General features: G+C 65.3%; 25 protein-coding genes and 2 pseudogenes. 22 read left to right on the top strand and 5 right to left on the bottom strand.

Features of this window, described 5'->3' with window-relative positions:
- The first annotated feature begins 8 nt into the window (after positions 1–8).
- The 4 genes from Q0627_RS08860 (at position 9) to Q0627_RS08845 (ending at position 5,115) form a co-directional block, all read left to right on the top strand.
- Positions 9–1,064 carry a macro domain-containing protein gene (locus Q0627_RS08860; RefSeq protein ID WP_298809137.1) on the top strand — a complete coding sequence of 352 codons (1,056 nt, stop codon included), beginning with the start codon at positions 9–11 and terminating at the stop codon, positions 1,062–1,064.
- A gap of 85 nt (positions 1,065–1,149) precedes the next feature.
- The gene (locus tag Q0627_RS08855) at positions 1,150–1,644 is read left to right on the top strand and encodes an AlpA family transcriptional regulator (protein WP_298809134.1); all 495 of its coding nucleotides are present in this window, start codon (positions 1,150–1,152) and stop codon (positions 1,642–1,644) included.
- 194 nt (positions 1,645–1,838) lie between these two features.
- Positions 1,839–3,947: an McrB family protein gene (locus Q0627_RS08850; RefSeq protein WP_298809131.1), complete on the top strand. Its 2,109-nt coding sequence runs from the start codon at positions 1,839–1,841 to the stop codon at positions 3,945–3,947.
- A complete protein-coding gene (locus Q0627_RS08845) occupies positions 3,919–5,115 on the top strand; it encodes a 5-methylcytosine restriction system specificity protein McrC (protein WP_291014049.1) in 1,197 nt (398 codons plus the stop codon). Before Q0627_RS08850 ends, Q0627_RS08845 begins: the two co-directional genes overlap by 29 nt.
- Positions 5,116–5,148: 33 nt before the next feature.
- On the opposite strand, the gene Q0627_RS08840 is transcribed toward Q0627_RS08845, so the two are convergent.
- From Q0627_RS08840 to Q0627_RS08830, 3 genes are read right to left on the bottom strand one after another with little or no spacing between them, the layout of a single operon-like run.
- The gene (locus Q0627_RS08840; protein WP_291014047.1) at positions 5,149–5,802 is read right to left on the bottom strand and encodes a Uma2 family endonuclease; all 654 of its coding nucleotides are present in this window, start codon (positions 5,800–5,802) and stop codon (positions 5,149–5,151) included.
- 28 nt (positions 5,803–5,830) lie between these two features.
- Entirely contained in the window at positions 5,831–6,757 is a 927-nt protein-coding gene (locus Q0627_RS08835) for an SDR family NAD(P)-dependent oxidoreductase (RefSeq protein WP_298809126.1), read from the bottom strand.
- Entirely contained in the window at positions 6,754–7,119 is a 366-nt protein-coding gene (locus Q0627_RS08830) for a nitroreductase/quinone reductase family protein (protein WP_291014041.1), read from the bottom strand. Before Q0627_RS08830 ends, Q0627_RS08835 begins: the two co-directional genes overlap by 4 nt.
- Positions 7,120–7,232: 113 nt before the next feature.
- On the opposite strand from Q0627_RS08830, the gene Q0627_RS08825 reads away from it, so the two are divergent.
- A complete protein-coding gene (locus Q0627_RS08825; RefSeq protein ID WP_291014038.1) occupies positions 7,233–7,790 on the top strand; it encodes a helix-turn-helix domain-containing protein in 558 nt (185 codons plus the stop codon).
- A gap of 9 nt (positions 7,791–7,799) precedes the next feature.
- On the opposite strand, the gene Q0627_RS08820 is transcribed toward Q0627_RS08825, so the two are convergent.
- Positions 7,800–8,876: a D-alanine--D-alanine ligase family protein gene (locus Q0627_RS08820; protein ID WP_291014035.1), complete on the bottom strand. Its 1,077-nt coding sequence runs from the start codon at positions 8,874–8,876 to the stop codon at positions 7,800–7,802.
- Positions 8,877–8,959: 83 nt separating this feature from the next.
- Between Q0627_RS08820 and Q0627_RS08815 the strand changes: the two genes are divergently transcribed.
- From Q0627_RS08815 to Q0627_RS08800, 4 genes are all read left to right on the top strand, one after another.
- The gene (locus Q0627_RS08815; protein ID WP_291014033.1) at positions 8,960–9,241 is read left to right on the top strand and encodes a type II toxin-antitoxin system prevent-host-death family antitoxin; all 282 of its coding nucleotides are present in this window, start codon (positions 8,960–8,962) and stop codon (positions 9,239–9,241) included.
- An 18-nt stretch (positions 9,242–9,259) separates the two neighbouring features.
- Positions 9,260–9,661, top strand: a complete 402-nt coding sequence (locus Q0627_RS08810; RefSeq protein ID WP_291014030.1) for a type II toxin-antitoxin system VapC family toxin — start codon at positions 9,260–9,262, stop codon at positions 9,659–9,661.
- Between the two features lie 37 nt (positions 9,662–9,698).
- Positions 9,699–11,021 carry a UDP-N-acetylmuramoyl-tripeptide--D-alanyl-D-alanine ligase gene (gene murF, locus Q0627_RS08805; RefSeq protein ID WP_291015661.1) on the top strand — a complete coding sequence of 441 codons (1,323 nt, stop codon included), beginning with the start codon at positions 9,699–9,701 and terminating at the stop codon, positions 11,019–11,021.
- 68 nt (positions 11,022–11,089) lie between these two features.
- Positions 11,090–11,494: a hypothetical protein gene (locus tag Q0627_RS08800; RefSeq protein ID WP_291015659.1), complete on the top strand. Its 405-nt coding sequence runs from the start codon at positions 11,090–11,092 to the stop codon at positions 11,492–11,494.
- Here the strand turns inward: Q0627_RS08800 and Q0627_RS08795 are convergent.
- Positions 11,489–12,043 carry a hypothetical protein gene (locus Q0627_RS08795; protein ID WP_298809116.1) on the bottom strand — a complete coding sequence of 185 codons (555 nt, stop codon included), beginning with the start codon at positions 12,041–12,043 and terminating at the stop codon, positions 11,489–11,491. The genes Q0627_RS08800 and Q0627_RS08795 overlap by 6 nt on opposite strands.
- A gap of 282 nt (positions 12,044–12,325) precedes the next feature.
- Between Q0627_RS08795 and Q0627_RS08790 the strand changes: the two genes are divergently transcribed.
- From Q0627_RS08790 to Q0627_RS08730, 13 genes and pseudogenes are all read left to right on the top strand, one after another.
- Positions 12,326–12,682 carry an NADH-quinone oxidoreductase subunit A gene (locus tag Q0627_RS08790; protein WP_291015655.1) on the top strand — a complete coding sequence of 119 codons (357 nt, stop codon included), beginning with the start codon at positions 12,326–12,328 and terminating at the stop codon, positions 12,680–12,682.
- A 3-nt stretch (positions 12,683–12,685) separates the two neighbouring features.
- On the top strand, positions 12,686–13,240 hold the full coding sequence (locus Q0627_RS08785; RefSeq protein WP_291015653.1) for an NADH-quinone oxidoreductase subunit B family protein: 555 nt from the start codon (positions 12,686–12,688) through the stop codon (positions 13,238–13,240).
- On the top strand, positions 13,237–13,944 hold the full coding sequence (locus tag Q0627_RS08780; RefSeq protein ID WP_298809110.1) for an NADH-quinone oxidoreductase subunit C: 708 nt from the start codon (positions 13,237–13,239) through the stop codon (positions 13,942–13,944). The genes Q0627_RS08785 and Q0627_RS08780 overlap by 4 nt, the downstream gene beginning before the upstream one ends.
- The gene (nuoD, locus tag Q0627_RS08775) at positions 13,941–15,275 is read left to right on the top strand and encodes an NADH dehydrogenase (quinone) subunit D (RefSeq protein ID WP_291020749.1); all 1,335 of its coding nucleotides are present in this window, start codon (positions 13,941–13,943) and stop codon (positions 15,273–15,275) included. Before Q0627_RS08780 ends, nuoD begins: the two co-directional genes overlap by 4 nt.
- Positions 15,272–17,313: pseudogene (nuoF, locus tag Q0627_RS08770) on the top strand (NADH-quinone oxidoreductase subunit NuoF). Before nuoD ends, nuoF begins: the two are co-directional and overlap by 4 nt.
- A complete protein-coding gene (locus Q0627_RS08765) occupies positions 17,310–19,742 on the top strand; it encodes an NADH-quinone oxidoreductase subunit G (RefSeq protein WP_298809101.1) in 2,433 nt (810 codons plus the stop codon). Before nuoF ends, Q0627_RS08765 begins: the two are co-directional and overlap by 4 nt.
- Entirely contained in the window at positions 19,739–21,016 is a 1,278-nt protein-coding gene (nuoH, locus tag Q0627_RS08760; protein WP_291014834.1) for an NADH-quinone oxidoreductase subunit NuoH, read from the top strand. Before Q0627_RS08765 ends, nuoH begins: the two co-directional genes overlap by 4 nt.
- A 1-nt stretch (position 21,017) precedes the next feature.
- Entirely contained in the window at positions 21,018–21,539 is a 522-nt protein-coding gene (gene nuoI / locus Q0627_RS08755) for an NADH-quinone oxidoreductase subunit NuoI (RefSeq protein ID WP_291014832.1), read from the top strand.
- Complete coding sequence (locus Q0627_RS08750; protein WP_291014830.1) at positions 21,536–22,339, top strand: NADH-quinone oxidoreductase subunit J; 804 nt, start codon at positions 21,536–21,538, stop codon at positions 22,337–22,339. Before nuoI ends, Q0627_RS08750 begins: the two co-directional genes overlap by 4 nt.
- Positions 22,336–22,635 carry an NADH-quinone oxidoreductase subunit NuoK gene (gene nuoK, locus Q0627_RS08745; protein WP_291014828.1) on the top strand — a complete coding sequence of 100 codons (300 nt, stop codon included), beginning with the start codon at positions 22,336–22,338 and terminating at the stop codon, positions 22,633–22,635. The genes Q0627_RS08750 and nuoK overlap by 4 nt, the downstream gene beginning before the upstream one ends.
- 30 nt (positions 22,636–22,665) lie before the next feature.
- The gene (gene nuoL / locus Q0627_RS08740) at positions 22,666–24,558 is read left to right on the top strand and encodes an NADH-quinone oxidoreductase subunit L (protein WP_291014826.1); all 1,893 of its coding nucleotides are present in this window, start codon (positions 22,666–22,668) and stop codon (positions 24,556–24,558) included.
- Positions 24,558–26,138: an NADH-quinone oxidoreductase subunit M gene (locus Q0627_RS08735; protein ID WP_298809094.1), complete on the top strand. Its 1,581-nt coding sequence runs from the start codon at positions 24,558–24,560 to the stop codon at positions 26,136–26,138. Before nuoL ends, Q0627_RS08735 begins: the two co-directional genes overlap by 1 nt.
- Positions 26,135–26,567 (top strand): annotated as a pseudogene (locus tag Q0627_RS08730) (NADH-quinone oxidoreductase subunit N); the annotation flags it as partial. The gene Q0627_RS08735 and the pseudogene Q0627_RS08730, both read left to right, overlap by 4 nt.

Below are 26,567 nucleotides of genomic sequence, written 5' to 3'. Positions count from 1 at the left end.
TGATCGTCATGCTGGCAGACGTTGATGGCAATCTGCTGCAAGCAGACGCCGACGCGCTGGTCAACACGGTGAACACGGTCGGAGTGATGGGCAAGGGTATCGCGCTGCAGTTCCGCAAGGCATACCCCGAGATGTTCAAGGCATACGAGAAGGCATGCAAGGACGATGCCGTCTCACTCGGCCGCATGCATGTGTGGGAGACCGGGATGCTGGACGGTCCCCGGTTCATCATCAACTTCCCAACCAAGGGGCATTGGCGTGCCCAGTCGCACCTTGACGACATCAAGACTGGTCTCACCGACCTGGTCCGGGTAATCCGCGACCGAGGAATCACGTCGATAGCGGTACCGCCCCTGGGTTGCGGCAACGGCGGCCTGGACTGGGCCGATGTGCGTCCTCTGATCGTCGATGCGTTCGCCGATCTAGCGGAAGTCGAAGTCCGTCTCTACCCGCCGGCAGATGCTCCTGCAGCCACAGAGATGCGTAACGCGACGAAAGCACCGAATATGACCGTAGGCCGTGCGGCACTCGTCACGCTGCTCGACGGCTACTCACGTGTCGCTCTCGACGCAAGCCTCATCGAGGTCCAGAAACTGATGTACTTCCTTCAGCTCGAAGGCCAACCATTGAAGCTCAACTACGTCAAGAACCTCTACGGGCCGTACGCCGACAACCTCCGCCATGTCCTCAGCCATATCGACGGCCATTTCATCAGCGGTTACGGCGACGGCAACACTCCGGTGAGGGAGGCTGAACCAATCCATGTGCTTCCCGGGGCAGTCCAGCAGGCACAAGCTGTGCTCGCCGAGCACCCGGACACACTCGCACGCATCGACAGGGTCTACGACATCATCGACGGTTTCGAGTCGATGTACAGTCTCGAGCTGCTGGCAACCGTGCATTGGGTGATGACCCACGACGACGCGGCCGCAAAGGATCCTGCCGCGGCGTTCGACCAGGTCCGCACGTGGAACAACCGCAAAGCACGAATGTTCACCAGTGATCACGTCACCACCGCGTGGACCGCCTTGCGCGACCGAGAGGTCGTCAGCGTTACCGACTAGCGGTTCCGATCCGTGCGCGGCGACCCTCCGATAGTGTGGTTGGCAACTGCCAACGTCATGCCGCAGTAGGAGAGGAACGTTCAACATGCCGTCTCTCCCCGTAGGCGTGCGTATCTCCGGTCTCGACTTCGACGACGAAGCCACTTACCAAGTGCTCGGCGAAAAGTTCCCCGATATGTTCATCGCAGGCGAGCAACCTCACGTCCTCATGATGTCGGTGTCCGACGCCGACCCGATCTCGGATGCAATCGAACGGGTACGGGCAGTGCAAGCCGAACTGCCGCAGCTTCGTGTGCACGGTGTCGATCGCGACCTCGTGGGGACTACCGATATCGCACACCGAGCGGGGGTAAGCCGTGAAGGCGCACGGAAATGGACTCAGGCCGAGGGGTTTCCGGTACCGTTTGCCCACATTCGCGCTTCCTCCATGCCGGTCTGGGTGTGGAGCGAGGTCGCACAGTGGTTGGAAACCGTTCGCAGCGTTACCGTCGACAACCCGCTACCCACTTTGGCGGCCCTATCCGAAATCGAGAGCCAGCTGGTACATAAATCTGGATTCAATAGTTCACCCGCAGGGTGATCGAATGGCATTCGCAGAGCAACCAGACCAAGCCGCAATCCGATGCAAGGAGCCGAACCACCTTGTCCGACAACGCAGACACCCTTGGCCCTACCCTGAACCGGCCCGCAGCCCCGGCCGTCGAGGCCGTCGGCCACCGCCTGGTTCACGACTGCCTGGGCGCGGGTGGTTCACTTCTCACACCTGGGATACCGGTGTGGACCGACCGGAATCTGACCGAGCTGCACGAGTACTTTGTCCAACGCCCGGATCTCAGTGCGAAATCCTTCTTCGAGAAGCTTGATGGACAGATAGGCAGCAGGTCTCACGGTGCGATCCAACTGTTCGCCGAGATCTTTATTCTGAACGTCCTACCGATCACGAATGTGAGCGGGCCGAAGAAGGTTGAGCAGACGAAGTCGATCCTCAGGATCGGTGGAGACTCCGTCGAACTCCCCGAGGATGTCCTGGACGCATTGATGTCGGGCGGCGTCTTCAACGGCGGCCAGGCGTTCACCACTCAGAAATGGAAGCAGATCAACTACCTGATTGAGCTGACCCGCGCGTTTCGGGAGCTGCCGGCGGAGGATGCAGCCGCTGTGTTGAGTGACCCGCTCACTTTCAGGGGTTTTGTCCGAACGATCAAGACCGGACAGGCCGCACAGCGTCAAGCACTGCTCTACCTGGCGTTTCCAGAGTTTTACCTTCCAGTCGTAAGCGCCACTCACCTGAAACTCATTCGCGACGCTTTCGCCGAGGAGTATCTCGGCCAAGAACCGACCGAAGATATCGACGTCGATCTCCACCATATCTACTCGAATATCATTGCTGCCGAAGGTAAGTCCGTCGACTTATATACGCCACCCTGGGCAGAAAAGTGGCAGCCATCGAAGTCTCAACCCGAACCGGACCCGGGCACGGCACACGCATGGCGAATCTACGGCTCCAATGTCGCAGGCACCGACATGGTGCCCGTCTGGCAGCAAAAGTCCTCGGTATCGCTTGCCGCGAAGTTCCTTCGTCCCGTGAATTCGGATATCAGCTTCGACAACCTGAAATCAATCGTCGACAAAGACTACTCAACAGTCAATTACACCGCCCGCAAGGAAAAGACCGAAGAGTTCTATTCGTTCCTCACCCAAATGAACCCCGGCGATCTGGTTGTCACCGTCAGCCAGGGCAAGGTCTACTTCGGCACCGTCACGGGCGACGCCACATACGCCGATGACAGCGCAGGGCGATCGAAACTGCGGCGGCCGGTTCACTGGTATGAAGAGTCCATCACCACCGCACAACTCCCACCCGAACTCTCGACTCGCCTCAATGAGAAAGGCGAAGTCCTCGACCTCACCGGGCAGATCGACACAATCCGAACACTCATCGACCTGCCACGACCGACACCAGCCGACTCCTCGCTGCACCTTCCCGACGCCGACGAGTACCTGGCCGAACAACTGAACGTCGACCAGGACTGGCTACAGGAATGTATCGACCTGATCCGCGACCGCCCCCAGCTCATCTTCTACGGCCCGCCCGGAACCGGAAAGACCTACATCGCAAAGACACTGGCCCGATATCTCGCCGGCGAAGACAAGGTCAAGATCGTGCAGTTCCATCCGGCTTACTCGTACGAGGATTTCTTCGAAGGATATCGGCCCGGGCAGCAGACCGGCGGCCAGGTCGGATTCGATCTCAGGAAGGGGCCCCTGCGGAGACTCGTCGACAGGGCCATCGAGAGCCCCCAGGCACCGTTCGTCCTCATCATCGATGAGATCAACCGCGGCAACCTCGCCAAGATCTTCGGTGAGCTGTACTTTCTGCTAGAGTATCGCAACGAGAGCATCGACCTCATGTACAGCACAGCCCCATTCACGTTGCCGCGCAACATCGTCATCATCGGCACCATGAACACCGCCGACCGATCCATCGCGCTGGTCGATGCGGCGATGCGCCGACGATTCTCGTTCGTCACATTGCACCCGTCCCAGGACCCGGCCAACGGGGTCCTGCGCAGTTGGCTCACCGCGACCGACCGCCCCACCGACGTCGCCGACCTCCTCGACGAGCTGAACGCACTCATCGAAGACGACGACTTCAAGATCGGGCCGTCGTACTTCATGCGTGAATCGGCCTTCACCGACACCGGGCTACAGCGGATCTGGCGCACATCAATCCTGCCGCTGCTCGAGGAACACCACTACGGTGACGGCATCAACATCGAACAGCGGTACGGACTGGACACCATCCGCAAGCGAGTAGCCGCCCACATCGATGCCCAAACGGAAAGCCTCGGCGATGCCACGATCACCGCTGACACTGACTGAAGGCGGATACGCCGAACGGCAACTCACCCCAGACGAGTACGTCGCGCTCCTCGGATCACCACTCGTCGACGTCACACCCACGCTCATCGAGGGAGTGTTCACGGTCCGCGCCGCAGCCAACAAGGTGGGCGCACTGGCCGTCGGGGATCTGCAGATCGTCGTCAGACCAAAGATCACCGACCTCAACCGGCTGATCTTCCTCCTCGGTTACGCGCAGAAGCCCGGTATCTGGCGAGACGATCCCGTACACCTGACCACCGAGGACGACCTGTTTCCCGCGCTCGCCGAAGCATTCTCCCGACTCGCCACTCACGCAACCGCCCAGGGTCTATTGCAGGGCTACCGAACTGTCACCGACAGCCTGCCTGTGCTCCGCGGCCGGGTTCTCGCCGGTGAGCAGACGACCCGCCACTATGGTTTCGCCGTACCGCTCGCCGTCGAATACGACGAGTTCACCACCGACATCGCCGAGAACCAGCTCCTGCTGGCCGCCACACTGCGCATGCTGCGCGTTGCCGGCATCACCACCACCGCCCGACGCCGCCTCCAGCGACTGCACCTCGCCTTCGCCGAGGTCACGCCCCCTTCTCGCGGTGTACCCACGCCCGCGTGGCGGCCCACCCGACTCAACGCGCGGTACGTCAACGCGCTACGCCTCGCCGAGGTAATCCTCGCCGCGCAATCGTTCGAACACCACGCCGGCGATCTCGCGGTCAGCGGCTACGTCTTCGACATGTGGAGAATCTTCGAGGACTTCGTCTGCACCGCGCTCGGCGAAGCGATGGCCAATCGAGGACAACGTACGGCCACCCAGCATCGGATCTATCTCGACATCGACGACAGGGTGGCGATGCGGCCCGATCTTCTCTGTTTCGACAGCACCCACAACGCCATCGCCGCCATCGACGCCAAGTACAAGGCCGAGAAGCCCGAAGGCTTCCCCGACGCCGACCTTTACCAAATGCTGGCGTACTGCACGGCCCTCGGTCTGTCACGCGGACACTTGATCTACGCCAAAGGCAACGAGCAGCCGACGGTACACACAGTTCGTCGCGCAGGCGTCACGATCCACTGCCACGCGCTCGACCTGTCGCTCACGCCACCTGAGTTACTCGGCCGCATCAACGGTTTGGCCGCATCGATCCTGATCACCCCAGCAGACAACTGACCGGGCCGCCACCTGCGGCCCACACCGCAGATTTCAGTACGCCAGGTCCGCCCAGTCGATGGCGATCGGGAGCGGAGCCCGGATGACGATGCCGGCGTCGTCCGCAGGGGTCCATTCGCCGGCGAGAAGGTAGTTGGCCTGCCGTAGCGGGCGGTCCCCGTCCGGCAGCGGGCCGGGTGTGGATTCGAGACCGTAGGCGCGGATCGAGGCGATGGCGCTCGCCGAACGATCCAGTGATGCCTCCCAGTACCAGGGGATCCCGGCCGACGCGTACCGGGCTCGTTTGGCTTCCATGTCGGTTTGGGAGTTGCCCGGCGACAGCACCTCACCGACCAGCACGACGTCGGGGGCGCGGAGGTCCTGATATGGCTTGTCGAGGCAGCGGTGTACGAGGAAATCCGGGGTGAGGAAGTCGTTCTTGCCGGTGGTTCCCAGAAAGACGTCGGTTTCGGTGGTGACCCGCAGGCATCGCTCCGGATTGTCCGTCCGATCTGCGCGAACGCACCGCTCCAAGGCCGCCCAGATCCGGTTGGTGAAGGTCTGGTGCTCGGCCGGTCCGCGGCGCATCCACACAACCCTGCCGTCCCACAGTTCCACCTGGGCGGCGATCTCCTCGGGAAGCTCGCCGAGTTCCTCCCACGTCATGCACTCGGGGAGGTCGGGGCGGTCGCCGTGCGGGACGGACATGGATCAACTGTAGCCGCGGGCCTGTCGGCTACGGCCAGATGACGCCGGTGGCCTTCTCCAGGTGCTTCCACAGCCGGTCGGCGGCTGCTTGATCGGTGGTGTACTTCCGTGCTTCGCCGATCTGGGTGGGGCCCTTGTAGCCCTTCGGCCCGACGAACTGTCCGCCGGCGACGGCCGGATCGACGGCTGCGCGGACCAGGGCGTGGGCCCCGAGTTCCTTGGTCTGGCTGAACGACGCCTGCAGCGTATCGACGATCCGTTCCTTCACGGTAGGTTCGTTGATGCCGGGTCCTACGGGGCCGCGGCCGCCGAGCGCGTAGCCGGGATGCGCGATGACGCTGACCAGCGATGATCCTGCCGCGGCGAACCTGCGGGCGGCCTCGGCGCCGACCATCGTCGTGGCGGCCTTGGAGTGGGCGTACACCTTCATCGGCTTGTAGGAGGCCGCGGCTCTGTCGAGTTCGGGGTCGGTGAAGTCGTAGTCGCCCTTGATGGCTGTCGAGCTGCCCAGCCACACGATGTGGGCGGCCTCGGCGAGCTCGCCGAGGACCGAACCGACGAACGCGAAGTGCCCGAGGATGTTGGTGGCGAACAGGAGTTCGTGGCCTTCGTCGGTGACGGTCCGCGTCTTGGGTCCTTTGACGAGGCCAGCGTTGAGGATGAGCCCGTCGAGTCGGGTTCCCGACTCGATGATGTCGTCGGCGGCCCGCTTCGACGACGCGACGGAACTGGTGTCGATGCGCAGCGTGCGGATTCCGGCGGCCGGCACCTTCGCCGATGCGCTGAGCGCGGCGATCGCGGCGTCGAGTTTGGCGGGATTGCGGCCCGCGACGATCACGTCGGCGCCGGCGTGCAGCAGTTGGTCGGCGGCGAAGTAGCCGATACCGCCGTTGGCGCCGGTGATCAGGTAGGTGCGGCCGGTGAGGTCGCCGATGTGTGCGGGGTCCCAGGTCATCGGGATTCTCCTTCGTTGGTGAGGGTGATGGTGACGGTGACGATCTCGCCGTCCTTGACGGCGACGGCATGCCCGGGGTGGGTGGTGCCGTCGACGAGGACGGTGACGTGCGCGCCGTCGCCGGTGAAGTTGCGCCACCACGTCTTGCCGTCGGTGCCGAACTTGGATTGCAGGGTGATGGTGTCTACGCCGGTGCGCTTGTAACCGACGGGTGTGCGGTAAGTGCGGCCGGTTTTTCTTCCGGTGAAGGTGAGGATGGTCAGCCCCTTGCCGAGCACACCGCCGACGACGGGCGCCTCAAGCAGCGACATCATGATCCGGTTGCCCAGCTTCGGTGTGGACGCCCCCATGTTCGCGCTCATGCGAAATCTGCCTTCCCCTGACACATCACCTGTTATATGGAGGATTTTCCTCCGATACAAGTGGAGAGTAATCTTCCGTTTAACGATCGGCAAGTGTTTGACGGGAGACAGCGATGAGATCTGACGCACGTGCCAACCGCACGGCCATCGTCGACGCCGCGCGCACCCTGTTCTCCGCGCGCGGGGTGGATGTTCCGTTGTCCGCGGTCGCCGACGCGGCGCGCATCGGGATCGCGACGCTCTACCGCAACTTCCCCACCCGCGACGACCTGATCCGCGCCGTCGTCGAGGACCTCGCCGACTGCTTCCGGGCAGTCGAAGACGACTACCTGACCCGGATCGACAAGGATCCGGATCAAGGCTGGCACGATTTCGTGCACGCGCTGGCGGCGCTGCGACCCGGAACGCTCATTCCCGCACTGGCGGAGAAGTTCGGCGACACCGGCACCCCCGACTACGTCGAACCGCTGCGCACGGGGGTGCTCGCCGCACAGGAAACGCTCCTGGAACGCGCCAAGGATGCAGGTCTGGTGCGAGATGATGTGTCCGCCAAGAACTTTCAACTCGGCATCGCGTCGATCACCCGACCACTGTCCGAACAGGACGAAGCCGACTGCGACACCCACACGTCCTGGCTCATCGACGTCTACCTGCGCGGCCTGCGCCCGTGAGCCAGCCGATCAGTGTTCGGTGGAGAACCCGGCCCGGCGGCGGTGATTCTCCAGTGCCAGCACCACGAGCCGGTCGATGAGGTCGGCGTAACCGAGACCGGCCGCGTCCCAGAGTTTCGGGTACATCGAGCCGGGGGTGAAGCCGGGGATGGTATTGATCTCGTTGAGGAGCCAGCCGCGGCCGCCCTCCTCGTAGAAGAAGTCGACGCGGGCCAGGCCGGCGCAGCGCAGCGCGAGAAACGACTCGACGGCCAGCTCCCGAACCTTCGCGATCTCTTCGGCGGGCAGGTCGGCGGGGATCGCCAGCTTCGCGGCGCCGGTCACGTACTTGTCCTCGTAGTCGTAGAAGTCGCTGCCGGGCAGGATCTCGCCGGGCACCGACGTTTCGGGGGCGGTGTTGCCCAGGACCGCGACCTCGATCTCGCGGGCGGTCACCGCCTCCTCGATGATGACGGTGTCGTCATAGCGCAATGCGACATCGATGGCTTTGTCGAGTTCGGATTCATTGTGCGCCTTACTGATTCCGACGGACGATCCGAGGTTGGCGGGTTTGACGAACAGCGGCAGACCCAGCGCATCGATGGCGCGGCCGACGATCTCGCGGGCGTCGTCGATGCCGTCGCGGAACTCGATCCATCGGCACTGCGGGATGCCGGCTTGCTCGGTGACGCGCTTGGCCATCGCCTTGTCCATGCACACCGCCGACCCGAGCACACCCGACCCGACGTACGGCAACTTGAACAGTTCCAGTAACCCCTGCATGGTTCCGTCCTCACCATGCGGGCCGTGCAGTAGCGGCAGTACCACGGTTATCGCTTCGGACTGCTCACCCCGCAGCACGGTCAGCGGGTCGACGGCCGTCCCGACGACATCAAGTGCGTTCGGCAGCGGCGTGCCATCGGCAAGCGCGGCCATCGCGTCGTCGTTGCGCACCCACGAGCCGTCCTTGCCGATGCCCACGGGCACCAGCTCGTACTTGGTGCGGTCTGCGGCTGCCAGCACGTGGGCCGCGGTCACACGGGAAACGTCATGTTCTGCCGAGACGCCACCGAACAGGACGACCAGACGCAGGAGGGGCGAAGCCATGCCGCATAGCCTAGTGTCCCCCAAACAGACGCTCTCAACTGCTACGATTGCTACACGCGCCGCGTCGCCTTCAGGAGGCAACTATGCGCACGATCCCGCACCGCGAACTCCGGAACAACTCGTCGAAGATCCTCGAGGAGGTCAGCAACGGTGAGACCTTCGAGATCACCAACCACGGCAAAGTGGTGGCAGTACTGTCACCTCCGGCCCTGACACCCTACGAGCGGCTTATCGCCGCCGGGAAAGTGCAGCGCGGTACGCAACGGAGAAATTTCTCATCCATCAAACCCACAATCGCCGATCGCGATCCGCTGGAAGTCCTCGATGAGATGCGCGGTCAGCGCGACGCGATGTTCGATGAGTGACGCGGCGGGCATCATCGGGTGATCGTCTACATCGACACGTCGGCATTCCTCCGGATGGTGGTTGTCGGGCGCGATGCACAAACCGTCACCGCCGGCGCTCGGGTCAGGAGTTACCTCGACCTGTTCGGAGCCGACGACATAGTCCTATCGTCCGCACTCCTGCGCACCGAAGTTCGCTGCCAGGCCAATCGCCAACCGGAGATCGATATCGATCTTGCAGACTCCACGCTGGCGGAGATCGACATCGTGGACATCGACCAGGATGACTTCGCAAACGCACCGCTGGTTCCCGGACAACTCCGCACGCTCGACGCCTTGCACCTGGCCGTAGCGCTCCGGTTGCGTGCGGACGTCATGGTGTCCCTCGACGCCGAGCTCCTCCGCGCGGCCCGGCTCGCGGGGCTGCGCGTCGGTCCGTGACGCGGGCGCCGACCGGGCGCCCAGTACATTGATCGGCATGCGTTTCACGGCAGCACAGATCGCTCAGGCAACCGGTGGTGAGGTGGTCGGCGACGCCGGCGCCGTGATCGACGAGGTGAACATCGATTCGCGCATCGTCGAACCGGGGCAGTTGTTCGTGCCGATCGTCGCCGAACGGGATGGTCACGCGTTCATCGGTAAGGCCGTCGACGCCGGGGCGACGGTGTATCTGTCGTCGGATACAGGTACCGACGTTCCGGGGGCGACGATCGTCCGGGTCGCCGACACCGCCCTGGCCCTGGCCGATCTGGGCCGCGCGGCCCGCACCCGGCTGCCCGACCGGGTCGTCGGCGTCACCGGCTCGGTGGGCAAGACCTCCACCAAGGATCTGCTGGCCGGGGTGCTGGCCACCACGTATCCGACAGCGGCGAGCGAGAAGTCGTTCAACAACGAACTCGGCCTGCCGATGACGCTGGTGAACGCCCCCGACGACACCGAGGCCGTGGTGCTGGAGATGGGTGCGCGCGGCGTCGGGCACATCGAGCTGCTCTGCGGCATAGGCCGGCCGACGGTCGGGGTGATCACCCGCGTCGAGTCGGTGCATCTGGAGATGTTCGGCTCGCTGGAAGCGGTGTCCCGGGCCAAGGGCGAGCTGATAGAGGCCCTTCCCGACAACGGCGTCGCGGTGCTCAATGCCGACGATCCGGTGGTCGCGGCGATGTCGGCACGTACGTCCGCACCGGTTCTGACGTACGGCCTGTCCGCCTCGGCCGACGTGTACGCGTCCGCGGTGTCGCTGGATGACGAACTGCGGGCGTCGTTCCGGCTGCACAGCCCGTGGGGTGAGTCGGACGTACAACTCGGTGCGCGCGGCGAGCATCAGGTACCCAACGCGCTCGCCGCGGCCGCTGCGGGTGGCGGGGTGGGCGTGCCGGTCGAACAGATCGTGCTCGGCCTGCGCAGTGCCGCGTTGTCGGGGCTGCGGATGGAACTGGTCACCACGCCGGGCGGCGTGATCGTCATCAACGACGCCTACAACGCCAACCCGACGTCGATGACCGCGGCACTGAACTCCCTCGCGACACTCCGGGCGGGCCGCCGGATCGCGGTGCTCGGCACGATGGCCGAACTCGGCGACGACTCCGACGCCGCGCACGCCGGCGTCACCCGCACCGCGCTCGACCTGGGTGTCGAGGTGATCGCCGTGGCCGCACCCGCGTACGGCGACGGTGCCCGGCACGTCGACAGCGTCGATGCGGCCGTCACAGCCCTCGAAGATCTGACCGACGGCGACGCGGTACTGGTCAAGGGCAGCCGCGTGGCTGCTCTCGAACGGGTCGCACAGGGGTTGCTCGGCTAGGCGGCGACCTCCGAGCGTCGGCAGGAAACAGCCCTCGCCGCCCGCAACCACGGCGTAGCATCGGGCCGGTGACGAATACCCTTCGCGTGCTCGTCTATTCGAGCGACTCCGACACGCGTGCCCAGGTGATCGGTGCATTGGGTACCCGCCTCGACGCCGATGGCCCCGAGTTGTCGTACTACGAGGTGGCCACCGCACCGATGCTGTTCACGCAGCTCGACTCCGGATCGGTGGACGCCGCGATCCTCGACGGCGAGGCCTCCCCGGTCGGCGGTCTGGGCATCGCCAAGCAGATGAAGGACGAATACGATCCGGCGCCACCCACGCTGGTGCTGCTCGGCCGCGCCGACGACCGCTGGCTGGCCGACTGGTCACGCACCGAGGCGACGGCCGTGCTCCCGGTCGATCCGCTGGCTCTGTCGGCGGCGTTCGCGCAGATGCTGCACACTGCGGGGATCACCGCCCGGTCATGACCCCGAGCCGGTCGACGAACCGGTCAGTGAGCCCGGCCCGCCGACGGTGAAGGTACCCACGCCGGGCAACGACGGCTGTCCGGCCCGCGGGCTCAGCGGCGAACCGATCACCTGGGTATGGATGACGACGCGGCCCTCCCCGACAATCGCCGTGAGCGAGGTGGGTGTGCTGCCGAGGTAGTTGCGGCACGCCTTGACCGTCGCCGCGCCCGTCCACATCCTCGTCAGGTTCACCCAGTACACCCGTACCAGGGCACCAGCTGCCGAGGTCGCACAGACCGTCGGTGAGGCCGGGGCCGAGAACCGGACGACGGCCGGATTGTCGGTGGTGGTGACGTTGACCGTGGCGAAGTACGGCCCGGGCACGACCAGTCCGCTCACCGCGAGCGCGGTGGACGGGATCTGATAGACGGGAATGCTGACCGGCGCGGCGCTCGCCGGCCCGGTACTCACTGCCGCGAGCGCGACCGCCGCGCATGTACCCGCGACCGCGCGAGCAGCCGTCGAGATCTTGGTCGTCGAGATCTTGGTCGTCGAGGTCTTGATCATGGCGAAATCTCTCCTTGTGGTCGATCCTTCGCACGTCCACGGCCTGGTCGCGACCGCGGGCGCGCATGCCAGATAGCACTCATCGCTTGTGTCGGGTGACACATATCCCTCGTTACACGAACCACCCCGGGCCCACCACCGGCTGTACGAAACCCCGGGAAACAGCAAACGTCCCCACCACGCCGATCACGCCTTGTAGGGTTGTGTTGTAGCTCACAGCCTGGGCTATAGGTAAGTCGACGCATCTCCCGGCGACCACGAGTCGCGGATGGAGGCCCGTTCATGAACGCTTACGTACCGATCATGGTGCTTGCGGCCATCGCCGCGGTGTTCGCCGTGGTGTCGGTGGGCATCGCGGTGTTCATCGGCCCGCGCCGGTACAACCGTGCAAAACTCGAACCCTACGAGTGCGGTATCGAACCGTCGATCAGCCGGACCGGGCAGCGAATACCGGTGAAGTTCTACCTCACCGCGATGCTGTTCATCATCTTCGATATCGAGATCGTCTTCCTCTATCCGTGGGCGGTGGCCGTCGATCAGCTCGCCTGGTTCGGTCTGCTGGCCGTCGGTCTGTTCATCGTCAACGTGTCCATCGCGTACGCCTACGAGTGGCGGCGCGGCGGCCTGAGCTGGGAGTAGACGATGGGACTGGAAGAGAAACTCCCCAGCGGTGTCCTGCTGAGCACCGTCGAGGGTTTGGCCGGGTTCATGCGCAAGGGCTCACTGTGGCCGGCGACGTTCGGCCTCGCGTGTTGCGCGATCGAGATGATGGCCACCACCTCGGGCCGCTACGACCTGGCCAGGTTCGGGATGGAGGCGTTCCGGGCATCGCCCCGGCAGGCCGACCTGATGATCGTGGCAGGCCGGGTGAGTCAGAAGATGGCGCCGGTGCTGCGGCAGATCTACGACCAGATGGCCGAACCGAAATGGGTTCTGGCCATGGGGGTTTGTGCGTCGTCGGGTGGAATGTTCAACAACTACGCCATCATTCAGGGCGTCGACCACGTGGTGCCCGTCGACATCTATCTGCCCGGCTGCCCGCCCCGGCCGGAGATGCTGCTCAACGCGATCCTGACCCTGCATCAGCAGATCCAGGAGATGCCGCTCGGTGTCGACAGGGAGAAGGCGATCTGGGCGGCCGAACGTGCCGCACTCGAAGCCAAACCGACCATCGAGTTCACGGGGCTGCTTCGATGACGACCGATTCTGAACGCAGGGCATCGGAACGCCCGGCGCCCGACCACGAGGTGATCGCCGTCCGGCGTGGCCTGTTCGGCGCGAAGGGTTCCGGTGATACCTCCGGCTACGGCGGGCTCGTCCGGCCGGTGACGCTCGCCGGCGCCTCGGCACGTCCCTATGGCGGCTACTTCGACGAGATCGCCGACACCCTCGCCGACGCACTCGCCGATCGCGGCGGTTCGTACGCCGACGCGGTCGAGAAGGTGGTGATCTACCGCGACGAGATGACCCTGCACATCCGGCGCCGCCACCTGCCGGTGGTGGCGCAGACACTGCGCGACGATCCGCGGCTGCGATTCGAACTGTGTCTGGGCGTCAACGGTGTGCACTATCCCGACGACGCCGAACGCGAACTGCACGCCAGCTATCCACTCTCGTCGATCACGCACGGCCGCCGCATCCGTCTGGAAGTTGCTGTCCCCGACCATGATCCGCATATTCCGACACTGACTCTGATCTATCCCACCAACGACTGGCATGAACGCGAGACCTACGACTTCTTCGGGATCGTCTTCGACGGCCATCGCGCGCTGACCCGTATCGAGATGCCCGACGACTGGCACGGCCATCCGCAGCGCAAGGACTATCCGCTCGGTGGTGTTCCGGTGGAGTACAAGGGCGCCCGTATCGCACCCCCGGATCGCAGGAGGTCGTACAAGTGACCACGCTGGATTCAGAGAACGACGCCCGCCCCGAGCGGGTGTTCACGGTGTCGGGGCAGGACTGGGACGACCTGGTCAACTCGGTGCGCGAGCGTGCCGCCGCCCAACCCGGCGACGAACGCATCGTGGTGAATATGGGGCCGCAGCATCCGTCGACGCACGGGGTGCTGCGGCTGATCCTGGAGATAGAAGGCGAGACGGTTACCGACGCTCGCTGCGGAATCGGCTACCTGCACACCGGGATCGAGAAGAACCTCGAGTACCGGAACTGGACGCAGGGCGTCACCTTCGTGACCCGGATGGACTACCTGTCGCCGTTCTTCAACGAGACCGCCTACTGCCTGGGTGTGGAGAAGCTGCTCGGTATCACCGACGACATCCCCGAACGCGCCACCGTCATCCGGGTGCTGCTGATGGAGCTCAACCGGATCTCCTCGCATCTGGTGGCATTGGCCACGGGCGGAATGGAATTGGGTGCGGTCACCCCGATGTTCGAGGGTTTCCGGGAACGTGAGATGATCCTGGACCTGTTCGAGCACATCACCGGCCTGCGCATGAATCACGCCTTCGTCCGGCCGGGCGGGCTGGCCGCCGACATGCCCGACGACGGCATCGACAAGGTCAAAGCCGTCATCGACGCACTGCCGGCCCGGCTGGCCAAGCTCAGCGACCTGCTCACCCACAATCCGATCTGGAAGGCCCGCACCCGCGACGTCGGGTACCTCGACCTCACCGGCTGCATGGCTTTGGGTATCACCGGGCCGGTGCTGCGCTCCACCGGCCTGCCGCACGATCTGCGCAAGTCCCAGCCGTACTGCGGCTACGAGGACTACGACTTCGACGTCATCACCGAGGACACCTGTGATTCGTACGGGCGCTACATGATCCGGGTGCGGGAGATGAGCGAATCCCTCAAGATCGTCCGCCAGTGCGTGGATCGGTTGGAGCCGGGACCGGTGATGGTCGACGACCGCAAGATCGCCTGGCCGGCCGAACTGTCCCTCGGTCCCGACGGTCTGGGAAACTCACCCGAGCACATCGCCGAGATCATGGGCACGTCGATGGAATCCCTGATCCATCATTTCAAGCTGGTCACCGAGGGTATCCGGGTGCCGGCGGGACAGTGCTTCGTCGAAATCGAATCGCCGCGTGGACAACTCGGCGTGCACATGGTGTCCGACGGCGGAACCCGCCCGTATCGCGTGCATTTCCGCGATCCGTCGTTCACCAATCTGCAGGCGGTGGCGGCGATGTGCGAAGGCGGCACGGTGGCCGATGTGATCACCGCCGTCGCCAGTATCGACCCGGTGATGGGAGGGGTGGACCGATGACCGACCAGGTATTCCTCGGCAGCGATATCGCTGTGGGACACAATAATTCGGGGCCCAAAGAGCCTGCCGCCAGGGAACTTCCGGTGGGAGTCCCGCAAATCACCTTCGGCGGTCCCGATCACTACCCGGACGACGTGCTCGCTCGCCTCACCGACGAGGCCACCGAGATCATCGCCCGCTACCCGCAATCTCGTTCGGCGCTGCTGCCGCTGCTGCATCTGACACAGTCGGTGGATTCGTACATCACCCGGGCCGGTATCGAATTCTGTGCCGCGCAACTGCATCTGACCGCCGCGCAGGTGGCAGCGGTGGCGACGTTCTACACGATGTTCCGGCGCACCCCCACCGGTGAATACCTCGTGGGCGTGTGTACCAACACGCTGTGCGCGGTGCTCGGTGGCGACGAGATCCTTGCCGCCGCAAAGGAACACCTCGGAATAGGGTGCGGCGACACCACAGCCGACGGCCGCATCACCCTCGAACACGTCGAATGCAACGCCGCATGCGATCACGCCCCGGTGGTGATGGTGAACTGGGAGTTCTTCGACGCTCAGGACCCGGAGTCGACGATCGAACTCATCGAGGATCTGCGCGCGGGCCTGAAAGTGCAGCCGTCCCGTGGCACCGGCGGCCTGTGCTCCTTCCGGCAGACCGAACGACTACTCGCCGGGGTACCAGAGGAGCCGGGGCAGTGACCACCACTCTCGATTCCACCACCGCCGAAGCTCCCGATGCCCGTGTGCTGAGCGCACATTGGGACGAGCCGGAATCCTGGACGCTGCGCAACTACCGCTCGCACGGCGGCTACGACGGTGTCCGGGCGGCGTTCGCGATGTCACCCGACGAGGTCATCGAACTGGTGAAGGCATCGGGTCTGCGGGGCCGCGGCGGCGCCGGCTTCCCCGTCGGCATGAAATGGAGTTTCATACCCCAATCCGACGACCCCGACGCCCCGCCACACTATCTGGTGGTCAACGCCGACGAATCCGAACCCGGCACCTGCAAGGACATGCCGCTGATGCTGTCGTCGCCGCATGCGCTGATCGAGGGAATCATCATCGCCTGCTACGCGATTCGGGCCGCCAATGCGTTCATCTACGTGCGCGGTGAGGTTGCTTCCGTGATCCGGCGGCTGCGCACCGCCGTAGCCGAGGCGTACGAGGCGGGGCTTCTCGGCCGCGACATCCTCGGTTCCGGGATCGACATCGACCTGGTGGTGCACGCCGGCGCGGGCGCCTACATCTGCGGCGAGGAGACGGCGCTGCTCAATTCGCTGGAGGGCCGGCGCGGGCAACCCCGGCTGCGGCCCCCGTTCCCGGCCGTGGCAGGCCTGTACGCGAGCCCGACGGTGGTCAACAACGTCGAATCCATCGCCAGCGTCGGACCGATCCTGCGCAACGGCGTCGACTGGTTCCGCACGATGGGCACCGAGAAGTCGCCCGGCTTCACCCTCTACTCGCTGTCCGGACATGTCACCCGCCCCGGCCAGTACGAGGCTCCGCTGGGAATCACGTTGCGCGAGTTGCTCGATCAGGCCGGCGGTGTCCGCGCCGGTCATCAGCTCAAGTTCTGGACGCCCGGCGGGTCGTCGACACCTATGCTCACCCCCGAACACCTCGACGTGCCACTCGACTACGAGGGTGTGGGGGCAGCCGGATCGATGCTGGGCACCAAGGCATTACAGATCTTTGACGACACCACGTGCGTGGTGCGGTGCGTGAGCCGGTGGACCGAGTTCTATGCCCACGAATCGTGCGGCAAATGCACCCCGTGCCGGGAGGGCACCTACTGGCTGGTGCAGGTGCTGCGCCGCATCGAGACGGGCGATGCCACGATGACCGATCTGGACATGCTCGCCGACATCACCGACAGCATCGTCGGAAAATCGTTCTGCGCATTGGGCGATGGTGCGGGCTCACCGATCACCTCCTCGCTCAAGTACTTCCGCGGCGAGTACGAGCAGCACATCACCGGCGGCGGTTGCCCGTTCGATCACGCCAAGTCCACAGTCTTCGGCAGGAAGGCAGGTGCACGATGACCGCTCTCGACGACCGCAAGGCGACCTCGACAACACATCTCACCATCGACGGAACCGAGATCGAGGTTCCCAAGGGCACCTTGATCATCCGGGCCGCCGAACAGGCCGGCATCCAGATCCCCCGGTTCTGCGACCATCCGCTGCTCGCACCCGTCGGCGCCTGCCGCCAATGCCTCGTCGACGTCGAGGGACAACGTAAACCGGTCGCCTCCTGCACCACCCCGGTCGCCGACGACATGGTGGTGCACACCCAGCACAGTTCGGAGGCCGCGGCGTCGGCGCAGCGCGGTGTGATGGAGTTGCTGCTCATCAATCATCCGCTCGATTGTCCGGTGTGCGACAAGGGTGGCGAGTGCCCGCTGCAGAATCAGGCGATGTCGTCGGGGCGCTCACAGTCGCGGTTCATCGACGCCAAACGGATCTTCGAGAAGCCGGTCGCGTTGTCCTCGGAGATCCTGCTGGATCGCGAACGCTGCGTGCTATGCGCCCGCTGCACCCGATTCTCCGATGAGATCGCCGGCGACCCGCTGATCGATCTGGCCGATCGTGGTGCGCTGCAACAGGTCAGCGCCTACGTCGACCAGCCGTTCGAATCGTATTTCTCCGGCAACACCGTGCAGATCTGCCCGGTCGGCGCCCTGACCGGCACCGCGTACCGGTTCCGGGCCCGCCCGTTCGACCTGGTGTCGACGCCGAGCGTCTGCGAACACTGTGCGTCCGGCTGCGCCCAGCGCACCGACCATCGGCGCGGAAAAGTATTGCGGCGCCTGGCCGGTGACGATCCCGAGGTCAACGAGGAATGGAACTGCGACAAGGGCCGGTGGGCATTCGCGTACACCACCGCCACCGACAGGTTGCGTCATCCGCTGGTCCGCGGCAAAGACGGTGAACTGCACGAAACGTCATGGGGTCAGGCGCTGTCGGCGGCCGCGACGGGTCTGCGAAGTGCGATCAGCGGCGGCGTCGGCGTGCTGACCGGCGGCCGGATCACCGTCGAGGACGCCTACACTTACTCCCGGTTCGCGCGAACAGTGTTGCACACCAACGACATCGACTTCCGAGTGCGGGAGCATTCCGACGAGGAGGCCGGCTTCCTGGCGGCACACATCGCAGGGCAGGGCTTCGAGGTCACCTACGACGATCTGTCGGCGGCCCCGGCGGTACTGCTCGTCGGGTTCGAACCGGAGGAAGAATCCCCGATCGTCTATCTGCGGCTGCGCCGCGCGGTGCGCACCGCGGGCCTACGCGTGCACACCGTCGCGCCATTCGTCTCCCCCGGAAACCACAAGCTGCGGGCGAAACTCGTCCGCACCCGCCCCGGCGGCGAGCCCGCGGTGCTCAATACCGCCGACAGGCTTGTCTCCCAGCCGGGTTCGATCGTCATCGTCGGCGAGCGGCTCGCCGCGACACCGGGCGGACTGTTCGCCGCGGCCGGGCTCGCCGCACGCACCGGGGCATCGCTCGCCTGGATTCCGCGGCGCGCCGGCGATCGCGGCGCAGTCGAGGCCGGGGTGCTGCCCAACTTGCTGCCCGGTGGAAATCCGGTGAACGACAACGCCGCCCGTGCCCGCTTCGCGCAGTTGTGGGGCACGGCCGACCTGCCCGCGACCCATGGCAGGCCCACCAGCGGCATCCTGTCGGCCGCCCGGTACGGGTACCTGTCGGGACTGGTCGTCGCCGGCGTCGACCTCGACGACCTACCCGATCCGACCGGTGCCGAAGCCGCGCTGGAGAACACCCCGTTCGTGCTCAGCCTGGAAACGCGACGCTCAGCCGTCACCGAACGCGCCGACGTGGTGCTGCCGGTGGCCACCGTCGCGGAGAAGTCCGGCACGTTCGTCGACTGGGAAGGCAGGCCGCGCCGATTCACCGCCGCGCTCGGGGAGACCGGGATGCTGCCCGAACATCGGGTGCTCACCGCACTCGCGCGGCAACTCGGTGTGGACCTCGACTGCGACAGCACCACCGCCATCGGCCGGCAGCTGGCCGACATCACGCCGTGGGCCGGCGCCCGCCCGGACCTCGAATCGGTTCTCCCCGCGGCCAGACCACGTCCCGGACGCGGTGAGGCGGTCCTGGCGTCGTGGCGGATGCTGCTCGACGCCGGGCGACTACAGGACAACGAGCCGCACCTGGCCGGGACCGCACGTACACCGGTGGTGCGCCTGTCGGCCGCCACGGCCGCCGAGATCGGCGCCCAGGACGGTGGCAGGGTGGCGGTGTCCTCGCTGTTCGGGTCCATCACGCTGCCGCTGGTGATCGACGATCTGCCCGACCGGGTGGTGTGGATACCGATGAATTCGCCGGGGTCGCAGGTGTATCGGACGCTGCGGGCCGGGGTCGGGCAGGTGGTCCTGATCGACCCGGAAACGGCCCGCGCCGGGACGCCCGGGGCGGGGAAGGCAGCGGCGGGGAAGGCGGGGCAATGACTACGCAGACGATCGCCACCGACTTTCCGGAACTGTCCGAATTCGGTCATGATCCGTGGTGGCTGGTCCTCGGCAAAGCGGTGGTGGTATTCGGCTTTCTCGTACTCACCGTGCTGGTGGGCATTCTGCTCGAACGAAAAGTGATGGCCCGCATGCAGTCCCGTACCGGCCCCAACCGGGTGGGACCGCGCGGAATCCTGCAGAGTGCCGCCGACGGGGTGAAACTGGCGCTCAAGGAAGGCATGATCCCCACCGGCGTCGACAAACCGATCTATCTGCTCGCCCCTATCATCGCGGTCATTCCGGCGGTCACGGCGTTCGCGGTGATCCCGTTCGGCCCGACGGTGTCGGTATTCGGGCACCACACACCCCTACAGCTCACCGATCTTCCGGTGGGCGTGCTCTACATCCTGGCGATGACGTCGATCGGGGTGTACGGGATCGTGCTCGCAGGCTGGTCGTCGGGGTCGACATATCCGCTGCTCGGCGGCCTGCGGTCGACCGCGCAGGTGATCTCGTACGAGATCGCGATGGGGCTGGCGTTCGCCGCGGTGTTCCTGCAGTCGAGCACCCTGTCGACGTCCGGCATCGTCGCGGCGCAGGGTGATCGCTGGTTCATCCTGCTGCTGTTGCCGTCGTTCCTGATCTACACCATTTCGATGGTCGGCGAAACCAACCGTGCTCCTTTCGATCTGCCCGAGGCCGAGGGTGAGCTGGTGGGCGGTTTTCACACCGAATACTCCTCGCTCAAGTTCGCCATGTTCATGCTCGCCGAATACATCAACATGGCGACGGTGTCGGCGCTGGCCACCACCCTGTTCCTGGGCGGGTGGCAAGCGCCGTGGCCGCTGAGCCTGATCGGCGCCACCAATGCGGGCTGGGTGCCGGTGCTGTGGTTCGTGATCAAGATGTGGGTGTTCCTGTTCGTATTCTTCTGGCTGCGCACCACGCTGCCGCGACTTCGCTACGACCAGTTCATGAATCTCGGCTGGAAAGTCCTCATCCCGATCTCGCTGGCCTGGGTGATGATCGTCGGCGTGATCCGCGTGGCCACCGCCGACTCCGACACCTGGGTGGGGGAGACGGTGTTGATCGTCGTCGGGCTGATGGTGGCCGCCGCGACCTGTTACGCGGCGACGATCCCCCTGCGCGCGGCCACCGCCGACCAGCCCGCACCGCCACCGCCGACATTCGACCCGATGGCCGGTGGCTTCCCGGTGCCGCCGCTGCCCGGTCAACGAGCAACCGACCAACCTGTGAAGGAGCGTCTGTAGCATGTCCGATTCTTCAAAACCCGCTCCCCTCAAGGCGCTCGCAGGTTTCGGGGTGACCTTCGGCGGGATCTTCACCGAATCGATCACCGAGGAATATCCGGAGGTCAAACGCCCACCCGCACCGCGTTATCACGGCCGCCACCAACTCAATCGGCATCCCGACGGGCTGGAGAAGTGCGTCGGCTGCGAACTGTGCGCGTGGGCGTGCCCGGCAGATGCCATCTACGTCGAGGGCGCCGACAACACCGAGGCAGAACGCTATTCGGTGGGCGAACGCTACGGCCGGGTGTATCAGATCAACTATCTGCGCTGTATTGGCTGCGGCCTGTGCATCGAAGCCTGCCCCACCCGCGCGTTGACGATGACATCGGAATACGAGCTGGCCGACAATAATCGCGCCGACCTCATCTACGAGAAGGATCAACTGCTCGCGCCGCTGCAACCGGAGATGACCGCACCACCGCATGCGATGGTGCCCGGCGCGACGGACGAGGACTACTACCAGGGCAAGGTACGGCCATGACGCCGGTGCCGGTATCCGGCGTACTCACGCTCGCGGCCGAACGGACGTCGACCGGCGAGGCCGTGCAGTTCTGGGTGCTCGGCACCGTCGCGGTACTCGGCGCACTCGGCGTGGTCACCGCCACCAAGGCCGTGTACTCGGCAATCTTCCTGGCCACGACGATGATCGTGCTCGCCGTGTTCTACGTGGCCCAAGGCGCGCTGTTCCTGGGCGTGGTGCAGGTGGTGGTGTACACGGGTGCGGTGATGATGCTGTTCCTGTTCGTGCTCATGCTGATCGGCGTCGACTCCTCCGACTCACTACGAGAAACGTTGCGCGGGCAGCGAACCGCCGCCGTGCTGATCGCCGCCGGGTTCGCCGGTCTGCTGTGCGCGGGCATCGCGAATGCGACCGTGGTGGCCACGACCGGCTCCGAACCAGGCCCCGTCGCGGCGGAAGGTGTCGGGTCGGTGGAAGAGATCGCCCGACTGATCTTCATCGACTACCTGTGGGCGTTCGAGCTCACAGCTGCCCTGCTGATCACGGCAACCCTCGGTGCGGTGGTTCTCGCGCACCGGGAACGGTTCGAGCCCAAGCGAACTCAGCGCGAAGTGTCCATCGAGCGGTTCCGGCGCGGCGGCAACGCCACCCCGCTGCCCAATCCCGGTGTGTACGCCCGGCACAATGCCGCCGACACCCCCGCCCGGCTGCCCAACGGTTCACTGTCCGAACTGTCGGTGCCCGGACATGTCATCACCAAACAGATCCAGACCGACAGTGCCGGATCCGCACGGGCCGGGGCCGGGCAGGTGCGGTCATGAATCCCGAGAACTACCTGTATCTGAGCGTCATTCTCTTTTCCATCGGCGCCGCCGGAGTGTTGGTGCGCCGCAACGCGATCGTCGTATTCATGTGCGTGGAGCTGATGCTCAACGCCGCGAACCTGTCGTTCGTCACGTTCGCTCGTATGCAGCACAGCACCAACGGTCAGGTGATCGCATTCTTCACGATGGTGGTGGCCGCCGCCGAAGTGGTGGTGGGCCTGGCGATCATCATGACGATCTTCCGCTCACGCCGGTCGGCATCCGTCGACGACGCAGATCTCTTGTCCCGCTAGATCCGCCCTGCCGCTAGGAGGTATGTGCCGATGGGTGCCACGGCGACCGCGAATCTGCTCTGGCTGATCTTCTGCCTGCCGCTGGCCGGGGCGGCCATCCTGCTGCTCGGCGGCAGACGCACCGACCGATGGGGACATCTGCTTGCGACGGCGCTGGCCGGATCATCGTTCCTGTTGTGCCTGCTGATGTTCGCGGGCATGGTGGGCCGCAACGCCGAACACCGCGGCGTCGGCGACGTCCTGTTCAGTTGGGTACCGGTGAGCGAGCTCGACGTCGACTTCGGTCTGCAACTCGACCAGTTGTCGGTATGTTTCGTGCTGCTGATCACCGGCGTCGGGACGCTGATCCATATCTATTCGATCGGGTACATGGAACACGACCCCGATCGCCGTCGATTCTTCGCCTACCTCAACCTGTTCCTGGCGGCGATGCTGATCCTGGTGCTCGCCGACAACTACCTCGGCCTGTATCTCGGCTGGGAAGGGGTGGGCCTCGCGTCGTATCTGCTCATCGGTTTCTGGCAGCACAAACCGTCGGCGGCCACCGCGGCCAAGAAGGCGTTCGTGGTCAACCGGGTCGGTGACATCGGGCTGGCCGTCGCACTCATGGTGATGTTCAACGCCTTCGGGTCGGTGTCGTTCACCGCCGTCTTCGAGGGCGCGCCCGGTGCGGGCGACGGTGTGCTCACCGGCATCGGTTTCATGCTGCTGCTCGCCGCGTGCGGCAAATCGGCGCAGGTGCCGCTGCAATCGTGGCTCGGCGATGCGATGGAGGGCCCCACCCCGGTGTCGGCGCTGATCCACGCCGCGACGATGGTCACCGCGGGCGTCTACCTGATCACCCGGTCCGGGCCGATCTTCGACCTCGCCCCGGCCGCACAGACCGGCGTGGTGGTGGTCGGTGCGGTCACCCTGCTGTTCGGCGCGATCATCGGCTGCGCCAAGGACGACATCAAGAAGGCCCTCGCGGCGTCGACGATGAGCCAGATCGGCTATATGGTGCTGGCCGCCGGACTCGGTCCCGCCGGATACGCGTTCGCCATAATGCACCTGCTCACCCACGGCTTCTTCAAGGCCGGACTGTTCCTGGGCGCCGGCTCGGTCATGCACGGGATGAACGACGAGACCGACATGCGCCGTTACGGCGGACTGCGCACCGTCATGCCGATCACGTTCGCGACATTCGGCGTCGGATATCTCGCGATCATCGGCGTGCCGCCGTTCGCCGGATTCTTCTCCAAGGACCACATCATCGAGGCCGCATTCGCCGAAGGCGGGGTGCGCGGAATCGTCCTCGGGTCCGCCGCTCTGCTCGGTGCGGGCATCACGGCCTACTACATGACCCGCGTCATGCTGCTCACCTTCTTCGGACCGAAACGCTGGGCACCCCAAGCACATCCGCATGAATCACCCGCGTCGATGACGTGGCCGATGATCATCCTGGGTATCGGCTCGGTCGCCGCCGGTGGTCTCCTGGTGTTCGGCGACGGGCTGCCCGGTTGGCTCGAACCCGTGGTGGGCGAACACCACAGCGAACTCGCCATCCCGGTCTGGTCGATGACCGTGATCGTGCTCGCCGCGGTGGCGGTCGGTGCCGCAATCGCCTGGCGGCAGTGCTCGGGTGAGGTACCGGTGGTCGCGCCCGAGGACGTGTCGCCGCTGACCATCGCCGCACGCCGCGATCTGTACGGCGACGCCCTCAACGAGAATCTCCTGATGCGTCCCGGTCAGCAGCTCACCGCTGCCCTTGTCGCGGTTGAGGATTCGGGCATCGACGGCACCACCGAGGCCACTGGACACGGCATCGGATCATTGTCGACACGCCTGCGCGGCTGGCAGAACGGCTTCGTCAGATCGTATGCACTGTCCACGTTTGCCGGTGCGGCAATCGTTCTCGCGACAACTCTGGTGGTGGTGTGGTGATGGGCTGGCTCACTGTTCTCTGGCTCGTACCCGCGGTCGCCGCCGCCGGTGTCGTCGCCATACCGTCGTCGCGGGCCGAGGTCGCGAAATGGGTGGGCCCGGCCGCGGCGATGATCACGCTCGGAATCGCCGGCGGACTGGCCGCCGCCTTCGACACCTCGCCCTCGGCACCCCGCTACCAGTTCACCGAAAACCACAGCTGGATACCCACATTCGGTGCCGGCTACGATCTCGGTCTCGACGGTATCGGCCTGGTGATGGTCCTGCTCACCGCCGCCCTGCTCCCCCTTCTCCTCCTCGCCGCCTGGCGCGACGCGGATTCGGTAGGCGTAAGTGGCGGCAGGATCGGCAGCGTCCAGACGTATGTGGCGCTCATCCTGGCCGTCGAGGCGATGGTCCTGATGAGCTTTGTGGCCCTGGACATCCTGCTGTTCTACATCTTCTTCGAAGCCATGCTCATCCCGATGTACTTTCTCATCGGCGGCTTCGGTGGAACGGCCAACCGGTCGGCGGCGGCACTGAAGTTCCTGCTGTACAACCTGTTCGGCGGACTCATCATGCTGGCCGCGGTCGTGGGCCTCTACATGGTCACCACCCGGTCCGACATCGGCGGCACCTTCAACCTGCCCGCGATCGCAGATGCCGCCGCAGCCGGGGAACTCGACGCCGGATCGGGCCTGCTGAAAGTCCTGTTCCTCGGTTTCCTGTTCGCATTCGCAGTGAAGGCCCCGCTGTGGCCGTTCCATACCTGGCTGCCCGACGCCGCCGTCGCCGCCACCCCGGCGAGCGCGGTGCTGATGATGGCGATCGTCGACAAGGTGGGAACCTTTGCGATGCTGCGGTTCTGTCTGCAGTTGTTTCCCGACGCGGCGTCGTATTTCGCTCCGGTGATCGCGGCGCTGGCGGTGGTCGGCATTCTGTACGGCGCGATCCTGGCGATCGGACAGCAGGATGTGATGCGCCTGATCGCGTACACGTCGATCTCCCATTTCGGGTTCATCATTCTGGGCATCTTCGCGATGACCGCGCAATCGCAGGCCGGCGCCACCCTGTACATGGTCAATCACGGAATCTCCACCGCCGCACTGTTCCTCGTCGCCGGATTCCTGGTGTCCCGACGCGGCAGTCGGCTCATCGCCGACTTCGGCGGGGTGCAGAAGGTGGCACCGGTGCTGGCCGGGACATTCCTGATCGCCGGACTGGCCACGCTATCGCTGCCCGGTCTGGCACCGTTCATCAGCGAATTCCTGGTGCTCATCGGCACCTATCCACGCTTCCCGATCGCGGCCGTGGTGGCGACGGGCGCACTCGTGCTGGCCGCGATCTACATCCTGTGGACCTACCAGCGGATGATGGGCGGCCCGGTACGGATACCGAATGCCCCGGCACGGGAAGGTCCCGGAACACAACGTGATCCGGCGCGGACGATGCGGGACATGCTGCCGATGGAGAAGCTGGTGATCGTCCCGATGCTGGTGGCCCTCGTCGCCCTCGGCGTCTATCCGAAACCGGTCCTCGACACCGTGACACCGGCGGTGCAGCACACCGTCACACTCACCGAACCAGGGGGACAGCGATGACTTACGATCCGCCGAGCATCGCCTACGGGGCGCTCTCTCCGATGCTGATCGTCCTGGGTGCCGCGGTGGTGGGAGTGCTGCTGGAGGCGGTGCTGCCACGTGCGGTACGGTTCCGGGCTCAGCTCGGACTGGCGCTGGTGGCTATTGTCGCGGCATTCGCGGCGCTGGTTGTCGTCGCATCGACCAAATCTGAAAGTGTGACCACGGTTTCGGGCGCCGTCGTCCTCGACGGTACGGCGATGTTCCTGCAGGGCACGGTGCTGCTGGTATCCCTTGTGGCGGTGGCCTTCATGGGCGAACGACGACTCGAACGGGTGGTCAGGCAACCCGAGTTGGTCGGCGCGGCAACAGGTTCCGGAACCAATGGCACCGGCGACATCACCGACGCCGACATGTTCACCTCGTCGGGTGCGTCGGTGCCCGGCAGCG

It is taken from the genome of uncultured Gordonia sp. (assembly GCF_937858515.1).
GTDB lineage: Bacteria > Actinomycetota > Actinomycetes > Mycobacteriales > Mycobacteriaceae > Gordonia.
The sequence above is the reverse complement of the archived record's forward strand: the minus strand, read 5'-3'. Positions and strand labels throughout refer to the sequence as shown.